Below are 12,715 nucleotides of genomic sequence, written 5' to 3'. Positions count from 1 at the left end.
GAAACGGTCTAGTAATCTGAAACGGGACCGACATACCCACCGTCGTTCGCGCGAACAATATCGTCTCTGGAGGCCTGAGCAGTGAACGGCGCATTGGTACGCCCATCCTTGCCCATGCTGTACAGGTCGTAATCAGAATTGACGGGCACCAGATTCTTGTCTTTCCGCATTTTCCCTTTCCCTTTCAGACCCGCAAAACTGAGGTACTGATAGGGGTTTTCCCAAGGATCAAGCAGCGGAACATTACCGAGCTGCGCCAAGCTATTTGGGAGAGAACGATTTACAACCCGGTATACCTCAATCGCTCCCGATATAGTAACGATATCGACTGAGGCCAATGCGATTTTCGTGCGTTCGACATATCGATAATAACTAGGCAACGCAATGGCTGCGATCAAACCCAATACAGCAACAGCCATAAGCAGCTCAGCCAGCGTGAACCCACGCCTTCGCTTGTCAATATGCTGATAGCACGAGCAATGCCTCATACGAAACAACCTGTCAGGAAATTAAACACTTGATAACAAAAAGCCACCACACAAACAAGAAGCAATGGGCCGCTTTCCATCTACTAACCTCTCATCCGACGCCGGCGCGAGATGACATAAGCCTGGTAGCGACCAAGAATAACGTTTTTTGCAGAGAAATTATCGAGAAGCGCAAGAACGGCAAATGGTGAAAACAGTAAAACCTCGACAGCCAGTCCTTTCAACGCCGGCAAGGAGGATCTGGATCGCAGCGTGGCGCCGCATCCCCACGGATCAGCTATGACTAGATCAAACCACTCCGAGCAGCGTATAAGCATGGACAGCACTATCGAGCTCCGCTGCATGCAGACCGAGTAATACCAGAAAAAGACCAAGCGCACCCAGCGCCATTGCGACAAAACCCACGCCCAACTGCAAAACCCAGGCACCACCCGCCTCCCAAATAAGGCGCACCACAACCCACATGGCTATAACCGACAGCACCATCACCGCCAGTATCGTGTTCATGCCCATATCGTGACCTTCCCCCTCTCCCAGAGGAGACATGCGAATCACCCGTGTGAACCGCCTTGATATTGATATCTCAGCCACAGTCAGGGCCCGAGCCAGAGGTCTAGCTCAGCGCCAGCCGAAATTGCAGATTAGAACAATCCTGATTCTCATACCACTGGGTAAGGGCAGTAGAGCAATAAAAAAATGGACTGAGAAGAAGATAATCGCAGCTAGCGCTGCAGGAACGAGACCGACCACACAACGCCGGCAATATCATCCTGGCAGCAGCACAAGGCTGAAATGAAAAAAGCCACCCTGAACAAGGTGGCTTTCGATAATCAACATGACTAATACAGACCCGTGCCGAGCTGCTTAGCCAGTAGTCAAACGTTCAAAACACGAACGCAACGACTTTTTGGATGGTGCGGACGGGGAGACTCGAACCCCACGCCTCTCACACTTCCCGCCTGGAGCCCGCATTCTACCGTACCTGCAAGAGTGCTTTACCTGTGCGCGTGTTCCCAGAGTGTTCCCAGCTTTGAGAGTGGCGAGATCCTGAGAGCGGCCGTAGGGCAGCTTACTCTGATTTAGGTTCCGGTATCGATAAAAGGTAATTTATGTAATCTGTTTATTTAATCACCAATATTTCTAATGGATTCAGGCATTTATCAAGCCCTTTTGATCGTGATTAAACTGCAACATTGGGGTAACCAAATTACATTTTCATACTGTCACTATTGTGAAAACAAAGCCCCTTAAAAATCAGACACTTACAGAAAAATTACATTTCACATTACGTAAAATTACCTTTTTGTGTAACCAGTCCAGGCCAGAGACCATGCGGCCTGGGAGCCGATAAAGCACCCTGATTACAGAAATTACGTTTATGCGGTGTTTTACCTGAGATAGGCCGCTGCGGGTCTGCCCTGAAAGTCCCTATCTGCGCGGAAATCCGAGGAACCGAACCAGGCCGCCATCACCCGCAAGGCCGCTGTGCTGGCTGGCCGAACGCCTTGTGCGGGGATGCAGAAAAAACCACACACGAAGCCCCCAGGTGAGGTGGGGAGAAGACTGCGCGCGCCGGGTGCCATATTGGGTTTTTGGGCGCTGGGTATCACTGGGGCGCAGGCACAAAAAAGCCGCCTCGGTGGCGGCTTCTTGAGGCGCTGGTCCGATCAGCTCAGGCGTGTGCTCGGCGGCTGCAGGTTGTTGTCGAAGCGGATCACCTCTTCACCCATCCAGTCATTCAATGCAGTGAACCGCGCCTGCAGCGGTAGCAGCTCGTTGTCGGTCCAGGTCTGGGTTGCTTCCCTGGACGATCCAAACCCACCCGCGTTGGCCGGCACGATGCCGATCAGCTGCGGCGGCACGCGCAGTGCGGCCAGTTGATCGTCACGACTGACATTCTTGATTGAACCGAAGTCATCCTTTGCCGCCACTTCACTGATCGGGATCACCTGCAACCCATCCTTTTTCCCACCTGGTGCATAAACCAGCAGGTTGCGGAAATTGCCAGGGCCTTTGCTTTGTTTCATGGCATCGCTGATGGCGCTGATGTCCTGCTCGTCATGCACGGTATCGTTGATGTAGAGCACAAAGCCCGCGTGTGATCCGTTCTGGTAATACTTGCGCCGAAACAGTGTGGCCGACTCATTCAGCAACGCGCTATGCAGTGCCGCGTACCACTCAGGCACACCATAGATCTCCTGGTTGATATCCGCTTCTCGCAGATGGAACACTGCCCCAGTCTTGAAGGCGTGTTCGTCTTTCCAGCCACGCACTTGGTAGTAGGTATCGAGATCCGCGCCGCGCCGCATGTATTTCGCGAGCGCAGGCAGCAACCGCATAGGCTCACGCAGCCGGTTTTCCTGCAGCTCAAGGTAGCCGTTACCACTCCACAGGAAGTCGAGTGCATACTGCTCGAAGTGCTGGCGGCTCAGCAGGCGATGGGGCACAAACGAGCGGCTCAGCATATTGCGCTTGAACATCAACCCCGACTGCAAAAACACAGACGCCCTGGTCGCCTTCGCCAGCCCATTCAACGACAGCGGCGGCTCATACCACTTGCCGTTCATCCAGCATTCCAGATAGTCCATCAGCTCACGGCTATCGAGCACCGGCATAGGGTCGCCAAAAGTGAACGCCTGAATGCCGCTTTGCGGGCCTGCGGCGGTTGTCTCGTTGCTCATCCAATAATCTCCATTCTTGCCGTGTTGGCGCCGTTGCGACCCTCAAGCGGCTCGTTGTGTAGCGCGTGAAAAAGTGCCCATGCCAGATCCGCGTGGCCTGTGTCGTCGGTGCGTCCTGCCACAAAGGTCATCTGTCTGCCGCTGGGTGTCATGGTTTTGCGGATAGCCATCAGGCTGGCGGCCAAGTCGGTCCAGCCGGCATCGAACTGCAGGCGTGCGTTGCGAATCACGTCCATAGCCTTCATCACCAGGCGCACTTTCACCTCTGGCGAATAGCTGAACGTCGTAAGTCCCGGGAAGAACTGTTTCACCAGCTGCGCCACCCCTGAGCCCATACCGGTGGTATCAAGCCCTATGTAGGTCACCCTATAACGTAGCGTGACCTTGCGGATGAACTCAGCCTGCGCCTGAAAATCCATGCCACGGAATTGGTGCCGCTCCAACACGCGGAACGGGCCACCGGCCACCAGTGGCGGCGCCACTACAATCAAGCCGGCACTGTCGCCGTTTTCGGCAGGGTCATACCCCACCCACACCGGCCGGTCAGCCAACGGCCTGGCCGCAAAGGGTTTGTAGTCGTCCCACGCTTCCCAGGTATCCACCATGCACGGCTGCAACAGCTTGAGCGGGAATATCGAATCGCCGTCATCGATGAAGAGGCACATCAACAGATTGTTGAACTCTTCCGGGCTGTACTCTTCGCGCAGCTCGTCCAGATCGAACAGGTCACAGCCCCTGCCCGCAGCATCCAAAATGGTGACGATCTGCCGCCAGATCCGATCCTCACACAGCCGGCCTTGCTGCAACACATCGTGGCTTAAATCCAGCTTTACCCGCTTGTCCGCTGGCAGGCGCTTATTCCTGCGCTCACCGTTCCAGAGCGTGAAGGCCTCGTGTGCCATGGTGGATGGCGTGCTGAAATAGGTTTTGCGCCACTTTTTGTGCAGCGCCATACCGCTGGCCACTTTGTTGATCTGGTCAAAGCCATGCACCCAGAAGAACTCATCAAAGTAGAAGTTACCGCTACGGCCCTGTGCCGTCCGGTAGTTGGTGCCCAAAAAGTGCAGCTCGGCACCGTTCCACAACACAATGGGGTCACCGGTCAGCTTCACGCCGAGCACGTCCATCAAGAACGTCTGCATGTAGGTTTTGAACTGGTGCGCCTGGGCCTTGCTCGCTGACAGGAATATCTGGTTGCGCCCGGTAGTGATTGCATCAATCAGCGCTTCCCGGGCGAAGTACCAGGTGGCGCCAATCTGTCGGGATTTGAGGATCATGCGCGTGCGCATGTTGCCGGCGCGGTACCAGTCGAGCTGGTAGTCAAAACACCCCTCGCGGAATGCATCGACCAGCTTCTCGATTTGCTCCTCGCTCAGCTCGTTGCGCGTCGGCGCCTTCTTCGGCCCTGCGTTGCGCGCCGCAATGTTGGGATTCAGATCAGTTTCAGTGCCGCCACCCTGATAGCGCTGAATTCGCGCCTGCCGCTCTAACTGCCTGTGCAGCAAATCAATCTCTTTGAAATCGCCGGATGTCTTCTGATCCTTGATGATCAGCTGCACCAACCGGGCTTCCAAAGCGCCGCCAACTCGCTCTACAGTATCGGCCTTGTCCCAGCCGTCGCGGTCTTTCCAGCTGTGTACCGTCTTCGCCTTCTCGCCCAGGTGATCGGCGATATCGCAGACGCGCCAACCCGTCCAGAACAGGAATCTGGCATGGCGGCGGCTGTCGGTAGGTGGTTGCTCAATAGCATTCATGGGGCAGATGCTGACGCCCTCCCGCGCGCGCAGCCTCACCGCCAAGGTGTAACGCCCCCCGCCCCACCTGCTGTGCGTTGCTGGCAGCAGCGCCACTGCCGACCATGCCCTCAACACCTATCAGGTTTCAGGATTGAGGACGCAAGGCATGCCAACCAAATTTCGCTCCAAGTTCTTCCGCGTCGCCGTAGAAGGCGCCACCACCGACGGCCGCAAGATCGAACGCCAGTGGATCGAAGACGCCGCAGCCAACTACAACCCCAACACCTACAGCGCCCGCGTCTGGATGGAGCACTTCCGTAGCATCACTGCTGATGGTCCATTCCGTGCCTACGGTGACGTTGTCGCCCTCAAGGCTGAAGAAGTTGAAGTCGCAGGTCAGAAGCGACTGGCGCTGTTCGCGCAAATTGAGCCCACCGACGAGCTCATCGCCATGAACAAGAAGCGCCAGAAAATTTTCACCAGCATCGAGCTGAACCCGCGCTTCTCTGACACAGGCAAGGCCTACATGGAAGGTCTTGCGGTGACCGACAGCCCTGCCAGCCTGGGCACTGAGATGCTGACCTTCTCTGCGAACAACCCTGACGCCAACCCGCTGGCAGGGCGCAAGCAGCACAAAGACAACCTGTTCACCGAAGCGGTCGAGGTCGATCTCGACTTCGAGGAAGTCGCCCCCGCCGAACCGAGCAAAGCCGATGGTCTCTTCGCCCGCGTGCGCGAGATCATGGGTAAGCAAAAGGACAAAGAAGGCAAGGACGCCACCCTCTTCAATGAGCTGGGTGAAAGCGTCGAAGCCATTGCCCAGCACCTGGCCGACCAGGACAAAAACCACACCCAGATCAAGGCCGATCTGGACTCTTTGCGCAACGACTACAAGAGCACCTCGCAGCAGCTCGAAGCGCTGCTGAAGAAGCTCGAAAGCGAGCCAGACCGTGACTACACCCAGCGCCCACCGGCACCAGGCGGTACCGGCCAAACGCTGGCCACATTCTGACCTCAACCCAACCTGACCAACGCTGACCAACCCTGACGCACGGAGCACCTCATGCGCAAAGATACCCGAATTGCCTTTAACGCCTACCTCGGCCAAATGGCCAAGATCAACGGCGTAGCCGAAGCTGTACACAAGTTCAGCGTTGAACCATCCGTTCAACAGTCGCTGGAAACGGCGATTCAAGAATCGACCGACCTGCTCACCAAGATCAACATCATGGGTGTAACCGAGCAGTCCGGTGAGGCCCTGTTGTTGGGTGTGAATGGCCCCATCGCCAGCCGCACCAACACCGCTGGCGGCAACCGCCGCAATCCAGGTGACCGCAGCTCTCTGAGCAAAGATGAGTACACCTGCAAGAAAACCGACTTCGACAGCGCCTTCCCTTATCAGCTGCTCGATCAGTGGGCCAAGTTCCCTGACTTCCAGCCACGCCTGAGCGGCGCCATCGCCAAACGCCAAGGGCTTGACCGCATCATGGTCGGCTTTAACGGTGTCAGTGCCGCTGTCGAAACCGATATCGACGCCAACCCACTGGGCGAAGACGTGAACGTCGGCTGGTTGCAAAAAATCCGCGTCGGCGCACCTGATCGCGTGATGGACGAAGTTGTGGTCGATTCCGACGCTGTCACCATCGGCGCCACCGGCGACTACAAGTCGCTCGATGCCCTGGTGTACGACGCCGTGCAAATGCTCGACCCCTGGCACCGCAACCACCCCGATCTGGTGGTCATGGTTTCGCGCAACCTGCTGCACGGCAAGCTCCTGAAAGCCGTTGAGCGTGGCGCGGCATCCAACCAGGAAGAGCTGGCAGCGGATGAAATCATCAGCAATGCCCGCCTCGGTGGCCTGCGTCCCTACGATGCGCCCTACTTCCCCGATAACACCGTGCTGGTCACCACCTTGAGCAACCTGTCGATCTACTGGCAGGAAGGCGCCCGCCGCCGCCACATCAAGGAAGAGCCCGAGTATGACCGCGTTGCCGACTACCAATCTTCCAACGACGCCTACGTCATCGAAGACTTTGGCCTCGTCGCCCTGGTCGAGAACATCGCAGAGGTATAACCGTGCCGCTTTCACCCGCCCAGCAGTCACAACAACGCAAGCGCGCCGCCAAGGCGGCCGCTTCCGTTGGCCCGGCCCTGACAATGGCAGGCGCCACCGCCTACGAGATGCAGCTCGCCCAGCTGCATCAACACCGGCTGCAGCTCAAGCAGGTGCAGAGCCAGGAGAACAAAGCCGAGCTCAAGCGCCGGATCCTGCCCGACTACGGCCCTTACATCGACGGCGCACTGAGCGCCGGCAAAGGTGCGCAAGATGAGGTGCTCACCACCCTCATGCTCTGGCACTTTGACGCCGGCGAATACATCGTCGGCCTGCGCATTGGTGAGTACGTGCTGCAGCACAAAATGACCATGCCGGATCGCTTCAACCGCTCAGCCGCCTGCCTCATCGCCGAAGAGCCCGCAGAACTCGCCCTGCGCGCCATGAAGGCCGGCAACAGCTTCCCGGTAGAGTCCCTGCTCGAAGCCCAGCGCATCACCGCCGAGCACGATATGCCAGACCAGGCCCGCGCCAAGTTGCATCTGGCCATCGGCCGGGCTTATGCCTTTGGCATCGACAAGGATCAACTGACAGAAGATCAAGCCGAGCTGCTCGAAAACGCCCGTGAGCACATCACCCGCGCTATCGAGCTGGACGACAAGTGCGGTGGCAAAAAAGATCTCGAAGGCGTCGCCCGCCTTCTCAAGAAACACGCCGGCACCACCGGCTAACCGAGCGTTCCCCACGCACCGGCGGCTCGGGTCTGATCAGCGGTTTACTCCTTTCCTGCTGTGACGCCCCGACCACCGCCGACTATTTGAGGTACTCATGAGCGGATTCGTCGGCCAGGCTCAAACCGAGCCATTCATCCTCAGCAACGACGGCTTTTTTCCCGCCATTGACGCCACCGCCTTGCGCGCCGGCATTCGCCTATCGGGCGACGTCTCAGACGCCCGACTCGAAGGCAGCATCATCAGCGCCATGATCACCACCAACCGCGAACTGCAAGTACGTAAAGCCATCTGGAAAGCAGCCGGCCACAACACCCTGGCAGCCGTAAACCCGATGACAATCGGCAACAAGAACGCACTTGAAGTCACCTACACCCGCGCCGTGCAGGCGCTGGTAGGGGCAGAACACGCCGAGCGGTACCGCGGCTACGACGCGACCAATAGCGGAGCCAGCCAAGGTGACGAGATCCTGCCTACCGCAGACGACTACCGCCGTGACCATCGCCACGCCCTGCGTGATCTGCTGGGCACCGGTCACGCCACAGTAGAGCTCATCTGATGGAACAGGCCCGCTCGATCCAGGGTGACACAGTGGATGCCATCGCCTGGCGTTACTACGGCCGCACCGCTGGCGTGGTCGAGCAGATCCTGCAGGCCAATCCCGGCCTGGCAGATCAAGGGCCGGTACTAGCCAACGGCACCTTGGTCGCCTTGCCAGCAGCACCCGCCACCACCGAAACCGCCAAAGCGGTCAACCTCTGGGATTAACAAGGACGTCACATGGCCGACCCCACCAGCAGCACCGTTATTGTCACCGCCGCCGCCGGCGTTGGCCTCTCAGCCATAGCGCCGCAGTTGGATGGCAACGCCCTGTTTGGCGCCATTATTGGTGCCGCCCTTATTGCCGTGAATCAACGCGACATGAAGGCCTGGCAGCGTCTGCTGGGCCTGCTGCTTTCCATCGGCGCGGGCTACGTCAGCGCCGCCGAGATCGTTACCCAAACCCCCATCACCCGCACCGCTCCTGCTGCCTTCATCGGCGCCGTGCTCGTGGTACCCGTTGCACTCAAGGCACTAGAAGTCATTGAGAAAACCGACTTTGCCAGCCTAGTGCCGGGCTGGCTCAAAAGGGGCAAGGGAGAATGACCATGCTCAGCACCCTGTTTGCCACGCTCGTTGCCATCGCTCACATCATTACCGCTCTGCGGCTGGTCTGCTTTCGCCGCCGTGGCTCACGCATCCGGCGCGGCATCGCCCTGCTGGCTGCGCTACTGATCGGCACCCTGCTGTGCAACGCCGTCGACATCATGGTGTTTGAGCAGCCGGTCACGATCTGGCAAGGCTCGCTTGCCATCTTGCTGCTGATCCTTGTTTACCGTTCACGCGGCAACCTGGCCGCCCTGCTGAGGCCCGCCCCATGAACCCAACACTGCGCCACGGCGCCACCGGCCAACCCGTCAGCCAGCTGCAAAAGCGGCTCAACCAGCACGGCGCCGCGCTACTGATCGACGGAGATTATGGCGACGCCACTGAGCGCGCCGTGCGCACCTATCAGCTGCAAATCGGGCTGGTAGCCGATGGCATCGCCGGCCCCAAGACGCAACATGCACTAGCCGGCGGCGACTGCGCCCTGCTGTTACACAACAGCACCCTACAGGCCGCTGCGCATCGCCTCGGCGTCGAGCTGGCCACTGTGTATGCCGTCAATGAAGTAGAGAGCAGCGGCGCCGGCTTTCTGGCCAACGGCAAGCCCAAAATTCTGTTTGAGCGCCACGTCATGCATCAGCGCCTCAGCCTCATGCGCACCGAGGACGACGACGCCACACTGCTCAAGGCTCACGCCGATCAGCTCGCCGCGTTATACCCCAATCTGATCAACACCAAGCCCGGCGGCTACGCCGGCGGCACCGCCGAGCATCAGCGTTTGGCACGCGCCAAAATGATCGACGCCAACGCCGCGCTGGAGTCCGCCAGCTGGGGCGCCTTCCAGATCATGGGCTACCACGCCGAGCGGCTCGGCTATGCCAGCGTGAGCGACTTCACGCAGCGCATGGCAGAGGGTGAAAACCAGCAGTTTGAAGCCTTTGTCCGCTTTATCGAAGCTGACCCAGCCCTGCACAAAGCACTCAAGGCCAAGCGCTGGACCGAATTCGCCCGCCGCTACAACGGCCCCGCCTACGCCCGCAACCTGTACGACACAAAACTGCAGCGCGCCTATCAGCGCCATGCAGACTGTGAGTGCGGAGCAAAAGCCGCATGACCACCCTGCGCCAAAGCCTCTTTGGGCTGGCCCTCATCGCTGCCCTCGCCGGCTTAATCTGGATCCAGCACCAGCGCGTGCAGATCGCCCAAGGCGAAGCCAAGCTCGCCACCCACCGCGCCGAGCAGGCCGAGCTACAAAGCCTCGCCCGCCAGCAAACCATCGGCGAGCTCACCAGCGCACTGGCCACAGAGCGCACCAGCCAACAGCAGCTACAGGCCCAGCAAACCAGCATGCGCCAGCAGCTACGCACCAGCCAACAGAAGGTAGAGGCGCTAACCCGTGAAAATAAAGAACTCCGCCAATGGTCTGATACTGAGCTGCCTGCTATTGCTCGCAGCCTGCGAGACCGTCCCGCCATTACCGGCGCCGCAGACTATCAGGCTTGGTTGTCCCGCCGTAACGCCCTGCACCCTGTCGGCAACAAGACCCCAGCGCAACGGCAACCTGCTGACTGACACAGACGTCATCGAGTCCGACTGGGCCGAATGCGCCGCCAAGGTCGATATGCTTTACCAGTACCAGGAGCAACACCATGTACAAACCCAGCAGCCTCAAACAACACCTGATCAGTAGCGTTGCCGAGCTGCGCCCCTCGCCTGATCGCGTGCTGGTGTTCATGGATGACGGCAACGTGGTCTGCTCCAGCGCCGCAGGCCTATCGTTTGAGTACCGTTACACCCTCAAACTGATAATCACCGATTTTGCCGGCGACCCTGATGCCGTGTTCATTCCCCTGCTCGCCTGGATCGGCGAGCACCAGCGCGAGCTGCTCGACAACCACGACCAACGCCAGACCGCCATCGGCTTTGATGCCGAAGTGCTCGCCAACGACCTGGTCGACATCGAGATCAGCCTGCCGCTCACAGAGCGCGTGATCGTCAAGCGGCAAGAAAACGGCACACTCACCATCACCCACCCAGCCGAGCCGCAGCTCGATGCGCCCCTGCCCGCCGGCAACTACCAGCTGATCACAGCAACGGGCGACATCGCCGCCGAGTGGCAAAGCGGCGAGCCTCTTGAGGCCTACGGAACACCCGCCAGTGAATGATGACCTGCAAGCGCTGGAAGACTGGGCCGGCGCCCTGCTCAACCGTCTGGATCCCAAAGAGCGCCGCACCCTCTGCCAAAGCCTCGCCCGTGATCTGCGCCGCAGCCAGCAGCAGCGCATCAAGGCGCAGCAGAATCCAGATGGCACCGCCTACGCTCCCCGTAAAAAGCAACTGCGCAACAAGGCCGGCCGCATCCGCCAACGCAAAATGTTTACCGGGCTCAGCAAGGCCAAGTACCTCAAGGCCAGCAGCAACGCTAACGGCCTCAGCGTTGGTTTTGTCGGGCGCACCGCCTGGATCGCCCGCGTGCACCAGCGCGGCCTGCGCGACAGCGCCGCCAAAGGTGGCCCCAAAATCGACTACACCCAGCGCCAACTGCTGGGCCTCACCAAAGCCGACCTTGAAATGATCCGCGATGGTCTACTCGCTCACCTGGGCGACGTGTAACGCCCCCCGCCTAACCGCCCACCTGCTGCACCTCACCCGCGCGTGAGCAACCATCAGCGGCATGAACCCAATCGCCGAACTCCGCCGCCGCTTAGACAACCTGATCCGCCCCGGTACCCTGTACGCCGTGGATCCGGTCAAGGCCCGTTGCCGCGTCAAATCCGGCGAGTTGCTCACCGATTGGTTGCCCTACTTTGTGCGCCGTGCAGGATCCCGCCGCGACTCAGACCACCCAACGCTCAACGAGCAAGCCGTGGTATTCAGCCCCAGCGGCGAGCTGGGCGCCGGCTTTGTGCTTGTCGGCCTCAACTCGGAAGCGTTCCCCAGCCCCAATGCAGACCCAAACCTGCACAGCAGCCACTTTGCCGATGGCACCTGGTTTGGGTACGACCAGGGCGCGCACCGCCTGCGGTTCGTAAACGGGCCAACCGAGATCAGCGCAGACCGCACCGCGATCAGCCTGGTCTGTAACGGCAGCGCCATCGTCGTCAACGAGTCGGGCATCTTCTTCAATGGCGCGCTGGTTGCCCACGGCGGCATCAACATCGGCAACACCCATGCACACCCGATTACAGGCGGCAGCTCAGCACCAGGCCCCACAGGTGCCCCCCAATGAATGGCATGAGCACATCAGGCAAACCCATCAGCGGGCTCGACCACCTGCGCCAGTCAATTGCCGACATCCTCACCACCCCCATTGGCTCGCGCGTCATGCGCCGGGACTACGGCAGCTTGCTGCCCAGCCTGATCGATCAGCCGCAAAACGATGCCACCACCGTGCGCCTGTACAGCGCCATCACCTCAGCGCTGATGCGCTGGGAACCGCGCATCAGGCTCAGCCGCGTCAGCATCGAGCACACCGCCGCTGGCAAAAGCGCGCTCACGCTTGAGGGGGAAAACATCGAGTCTGGTGAACAAACAGTGCTCCAAGTACCCCTACAACTCGGTGCCGCAACATGAGCAGCTTCACCGCCGTAGACCTCAGCCAGCTACCACCGCCGCAGGTAGTCGAGCCGCTCGACTTTGAAACCATATTTGCCCGCAAGCTGGCGCAGCTCATCGAGCTGGACCCGCAGTTCGATGCCCTGGTCGAATCAGACCCCGCCTATAAGATCCTGCAGGTTTCCGCCTACGACGAGCTCCTGCTGCGCCAGCGCGTCAACGAAGCGGCCCGCGCGGTCATGCTGGCCTACGCGCAAGACGCAGACCTCGATCAGCTCGCCGCCAACTTCAACGTGCAGCGGCTGCTCATCACACCCGGCAACCC

General features: G+C 59.6%; 17 protein-coding genes and 2 pseudogenes. 15 read left to right on the top strand and 4 right to left on the bottom strand.

Going from position 1 to position 12,715, the window contains the following annotated elements; translation table 11 throughout:
- Positions 1-8: 8 nt before the first annotated feature.
- The 4 genes from V7756_RS08300 to V7756_RS08285 form a co-directional block, all read right to left on the bottom strand.
- Positions 9-488, bottom strand: coding sequence for a prepilin-type N-terminal cleavage/methylation domain-containing protein (locus tag V7756_RS08300; RefSeq protein ID WP_335609690.1), 480 nt, complete (start codon positions 486-488; stop codon positions 9-11).
- A gap of 288 nt (positions 489-776) precedes the next feature.
- On the bottom strand, positions 777-995 hold the full coding sequence (locus V7756_RS08295) for a hypothetical protein (protein WP_335609689.1): 219 nt from the start codon (positions 993-995) through the stop codon (positions 777-779).
- Positions 996-2,155: 1,160 nt separating this feature from the next.
- Entirely contained in the window at positions 2,156-3,169 is a 1,014-nt protein-coding gene (locus V7756_RS08290; RefSeq protein WP_335609688.1) for a phage portal protein, read from the bottom strand.
- Entirely contained in the window at positions 3,166-4,923 is a 1,758-nt protein-coding gene (locus V7756_RS08285; RefSeq protein ID WP_335609687.1) for a terminase ATPase subunit family protein, read from the bottom strand. Before V7756_RS08285 ends, V7756_RS08290 begins: the two co-directional genes overlap by 4 nt.
- Before the next feature lie 148 nt (positions 4,924-5,071).
- On the opposite strand from V7756_RS08285, the gene V7756_RS08280 reads away from it, so the two are divergent.
- From V7756_RS08280 to V7756_RS08210, 15 genes and pseudogenes are all read left to right on the top strand, one after another.
- Positions 5,072-5,917, top strand: coding sequence for a GPO family capsid scaffolding protein (locus tag V7756_RS08280; RefSeq protein WP_335609686.1), 846 nt, complete (start codon positions 5,072-5,074; stop codon positions 5,915-5,917).
- A 51-nt stretch (positions 5,918-5,968) separates the two neighbouring features.
- Positions 5,969-6,979, top strand: a complete 1,011-nt coding sequence (locus V7756_RS08275) for a phage major capsid protein, P2 family (protein WP_335609685.1) — start codon at positions 5,969-5,971, stop codon at positions 6,977-6,979.
- A gap of 2 nt (positions 6,980-6,981) precedes the next feature.
- Positions 6,982-7,689, top strand: a complete 708-nt coding sequence (gpM, locus tag V7756_RS08270; protein ID WP_335609684.1) for a phage terminase small subunit — start codon at positions 6,982-6,984, stop codon at positions 7,687-7,689.
- 97 nt (positions 7,690-7,786) lie between these two features.
- On the top strand, positions 7,787-8,248 hold the full coding sequence (locus V7756_RS08265) for a head completion/stabilization protein (RefSeq protein WP_335609683.1): 462 nt from the start codon (positions 7,787-7,789) through the stop codon (positions 8,246-8,248).
- A complete protein-coding gene (locus tag V7756_RS08260; RefSeq protein ID WP_335609682.1) occupies positions 8,248-8,457 on the top strand; it encodes a tail protein X in 210 nt (69 codons plus the stop codon). The genes V7756_RS08265 and V7756_RS08260 overlap by 1 nt, the downstream gene beginning before the upstream one ends.
- Positions 8,458-8,469: 12 nt before the next feature.
- A complete protein-coding gene (locus V7756_RS08255; protein ID WP_335609681.1) occupies positions 8,470-8,835 on the top strand; it encodes a putative holin in 366 nt (121 codons plus the stop codon).
- Between the two features lie 2 nt (positions 8,836-8,837).
- Positions 8,838-9,110 (top strand): phage holin family protein, encoded by a 273-nt coding sequence (locus tag V7756_RS08250; protein ID WP_335609680.1) that lies wholly within the window; start codon positions 8,838-8,840, stop codon positions 9,108-9,110.
- A complete protein-coding gene (locus tag V7756_RS08245; RefSeq protein ID WP_335609679.1) occupies positions 9,107-9,949 on the top strand; it encodes an N-acetylmuramidase family protein in 843 nt (280 codons plus the stop codon). Before V7756_RS08250 ends, V7756_RS08245 begins: the two co-directional genes overlap by 4 nt.
- Positions 9,946-10,353, top strand: a pseudogene (locus V7756_RS08240) (Rz-like lysis system protein LysB); the annotation flags it as partial. The gene V7756_RS08245 and the pseudogene V7756_RS08240, both read left to right, overlap by 4 nt.
- Positions 10,280-10,525 carry an Rz1-like lysis system protein LysC gene (lysC, locus tag V7756_RS08235; protein ID WP_442908978.1) on the top strand — a complete coding sequence of 82 codons (246 nt, stop codon included), beginning with the start codon at positions 10,280-10,282 and terminating at the stop codon, positions 10,523-10,525. The pseudogene V7756_RS08240 and the gene lysC, both read left to right, overlap by 74 nt.
- The gene (locus tag V7756_RS08230) at positions 10,485-11,000 is read left to right on the top strand and encodes a phage tail protein (protein WP_335609677.1); all 516 of its coding nucleotides are present in this window, start codon (positions 10,485-10,487) and stop codon (positions 10,998-11,000) included. The genes lysC and V7756_RS08230 overlap by 41 nt, the downstream gene beginning before the upstream one ends.
- Positions 10,993-11,448, top strand: a complete 456-nt coding sequence (locus V7756_RS08225; protein ID WP_335609676.1) for a phage virion morphogenesis protein — start codon at positions 10,993-10,995, stop codon at positions 11,446-11,448. The genes V7756_RS08230 and V7756_RS08225 overlap by 8 nt, the downstream gene beginning before the upstream one ends.
- 61 nt (positions 11,449-11,509) lie before the next feature.
- Positions 11,510-12,064, top strand: a complete 555-nt coding sequence (locus tag V7756_RS08220) for a phage baseplate assembly protein V (RefSeq protein ID WP_335609675.1) — start codon at positions 11,510-11,512, stop codon at positions 12,062-12,064.
- Positions 12,061-12,408 (top strand): GPW/gp25 family protein, encoded by a 348-nt coding sequence (locus V7756_RS08215; RefSeq protein WP_335609674.1) that lies wholly within the window; start codon positions 12,061-12,063, stop codon positions 12,406-12,408. The genes V7756_RS08220 and V7756_RS08215 overlap by 4 nt, the downstream gene beginning before the upstream one ends.
- Positions 12,405-12,715: pseudogene (locus V7756_RS08210) on the top strand (baseplate assembly protein); the annotation flags it as partial. The gene V7756_RS08215 and the pseudogene V7756_RS08210, both read left to right, overlap by 4 nt.

Source organism: Halopseudomonas sp. (assembly GCF_036961105.1).
GTDB lineage: Bacteria > Pseudomonadota > Gammaproteobacteria > Pseudomonadales > Pseudomonadaceae > Halopseudomonas.
This window is presented reverse-complemented; position numbering and strand designations above follow the sequence as displayed.

What these genes read in the sequence shown, in the direction of transcription:
- V7756_RS08250 (WP_335609680.1), top strand. Translation starts at nt 8,838, where the DNA reads ATGCTCAGCACCCTGTTTGCCACGCTCGTTGCCATCGCTCACATCATT.
- V7756_RS08295 (WP_335609689.1), bottom strand. Translation starts at nt 995, where the DNA reads ATGAACACGATACTGGCGGTGATGGTGCTGTCGGTTATAGCCATGTGG.
- V7756_RS08280 (WP_335609686.1), top strand. Translation starts at nt 5,072, where the DNA reads ATGCCAACCAAATTTCGCTCCAAGTTCTTCCGCGTCGCCGTAGAAGGC.
- V7756_RS08265 (WP_335609683.1), top strand. Translation starts at nt 7,787, where the DNA reads ATGAGCGGATTCGTCGGCCAGGCTCAAACCGAGCCATTCATCCTCAGC.
- V7756_RS08220 (WP_335609675.1), top strand. Translation starts at nt 11,510, where the DNA reads ATGAACCCAATCGCCGAACTCCGCCGCCGCTTAGACAACCTGATCCGC.
- V7756_RS08260 (WP_335609682.1), top strand. Translation starts at nt 8,248, where the DNA reads ATGGAACAGGCCCGCTCGATCCAGGGTGACACAGTGGATGCCATCGCC.
- V7756_RS08285 (WP_335609687.1), bottom strand. Translation starts at nt 4,923, where the DNA reads ATGAATGCTATTGAGCAACCACCTACCGACAGCCGCCGCCATGCCAGA.
- V7756_RS08230 (WP_335609677.1), top strand. Translation starts at nt 10,485, where the DNA reads ATGTACAAACCCAGCAGCCTCAAACAACACCTGATCAGTAGCGTTGCC.
- V7756_RS08245 (WP_335609679.1), top strand. Translation starts at nt 9,107, where the DNA reads ATGAACCCAACACTGCGCCACGGCGCCACCGGCCAACCCGTCAGCCAG.
- V7756_RS08215 (WP_335609674.1), top strand. Translation starts at nt 12,061, where the DNA reads ATGAATGGCATGAGCACATCAGGCAAACCCATCAGCGGGCTCGACCAC.
- V7756_RS08275 (WP_335609685.1), top strand. Translation starts at nt 5,969, where the DNA reads ATGCGCAAAGATACCCGAATTGCCTTTAACGCCTACCTCGGCCAAATG.
- V7756_RS08300 (WP_335609690.1), bottom strand. Translation starts at nt 488, where the DNA reads ATGAGGCATTGCTCGTGCTATCAGCATATTGACAAGCGAAGGCGTGGG.
- V7756_RS08290 (WP_335609688.1), bottom strand. Translation starts at nt 3,169, where the DNA reads ATGAGCAACGAGACAACCGCCGCAGGCCCGCAAAGCGGCATTCAGGCG.
- V7756_RS08255 (WP_335609681.1), top strand. Translation starts at nt 8,470, where the DNA reads ATGGCCGACCCCACCAGCAGCACCGTTATTGTCACCGCCGCCGCCGGC.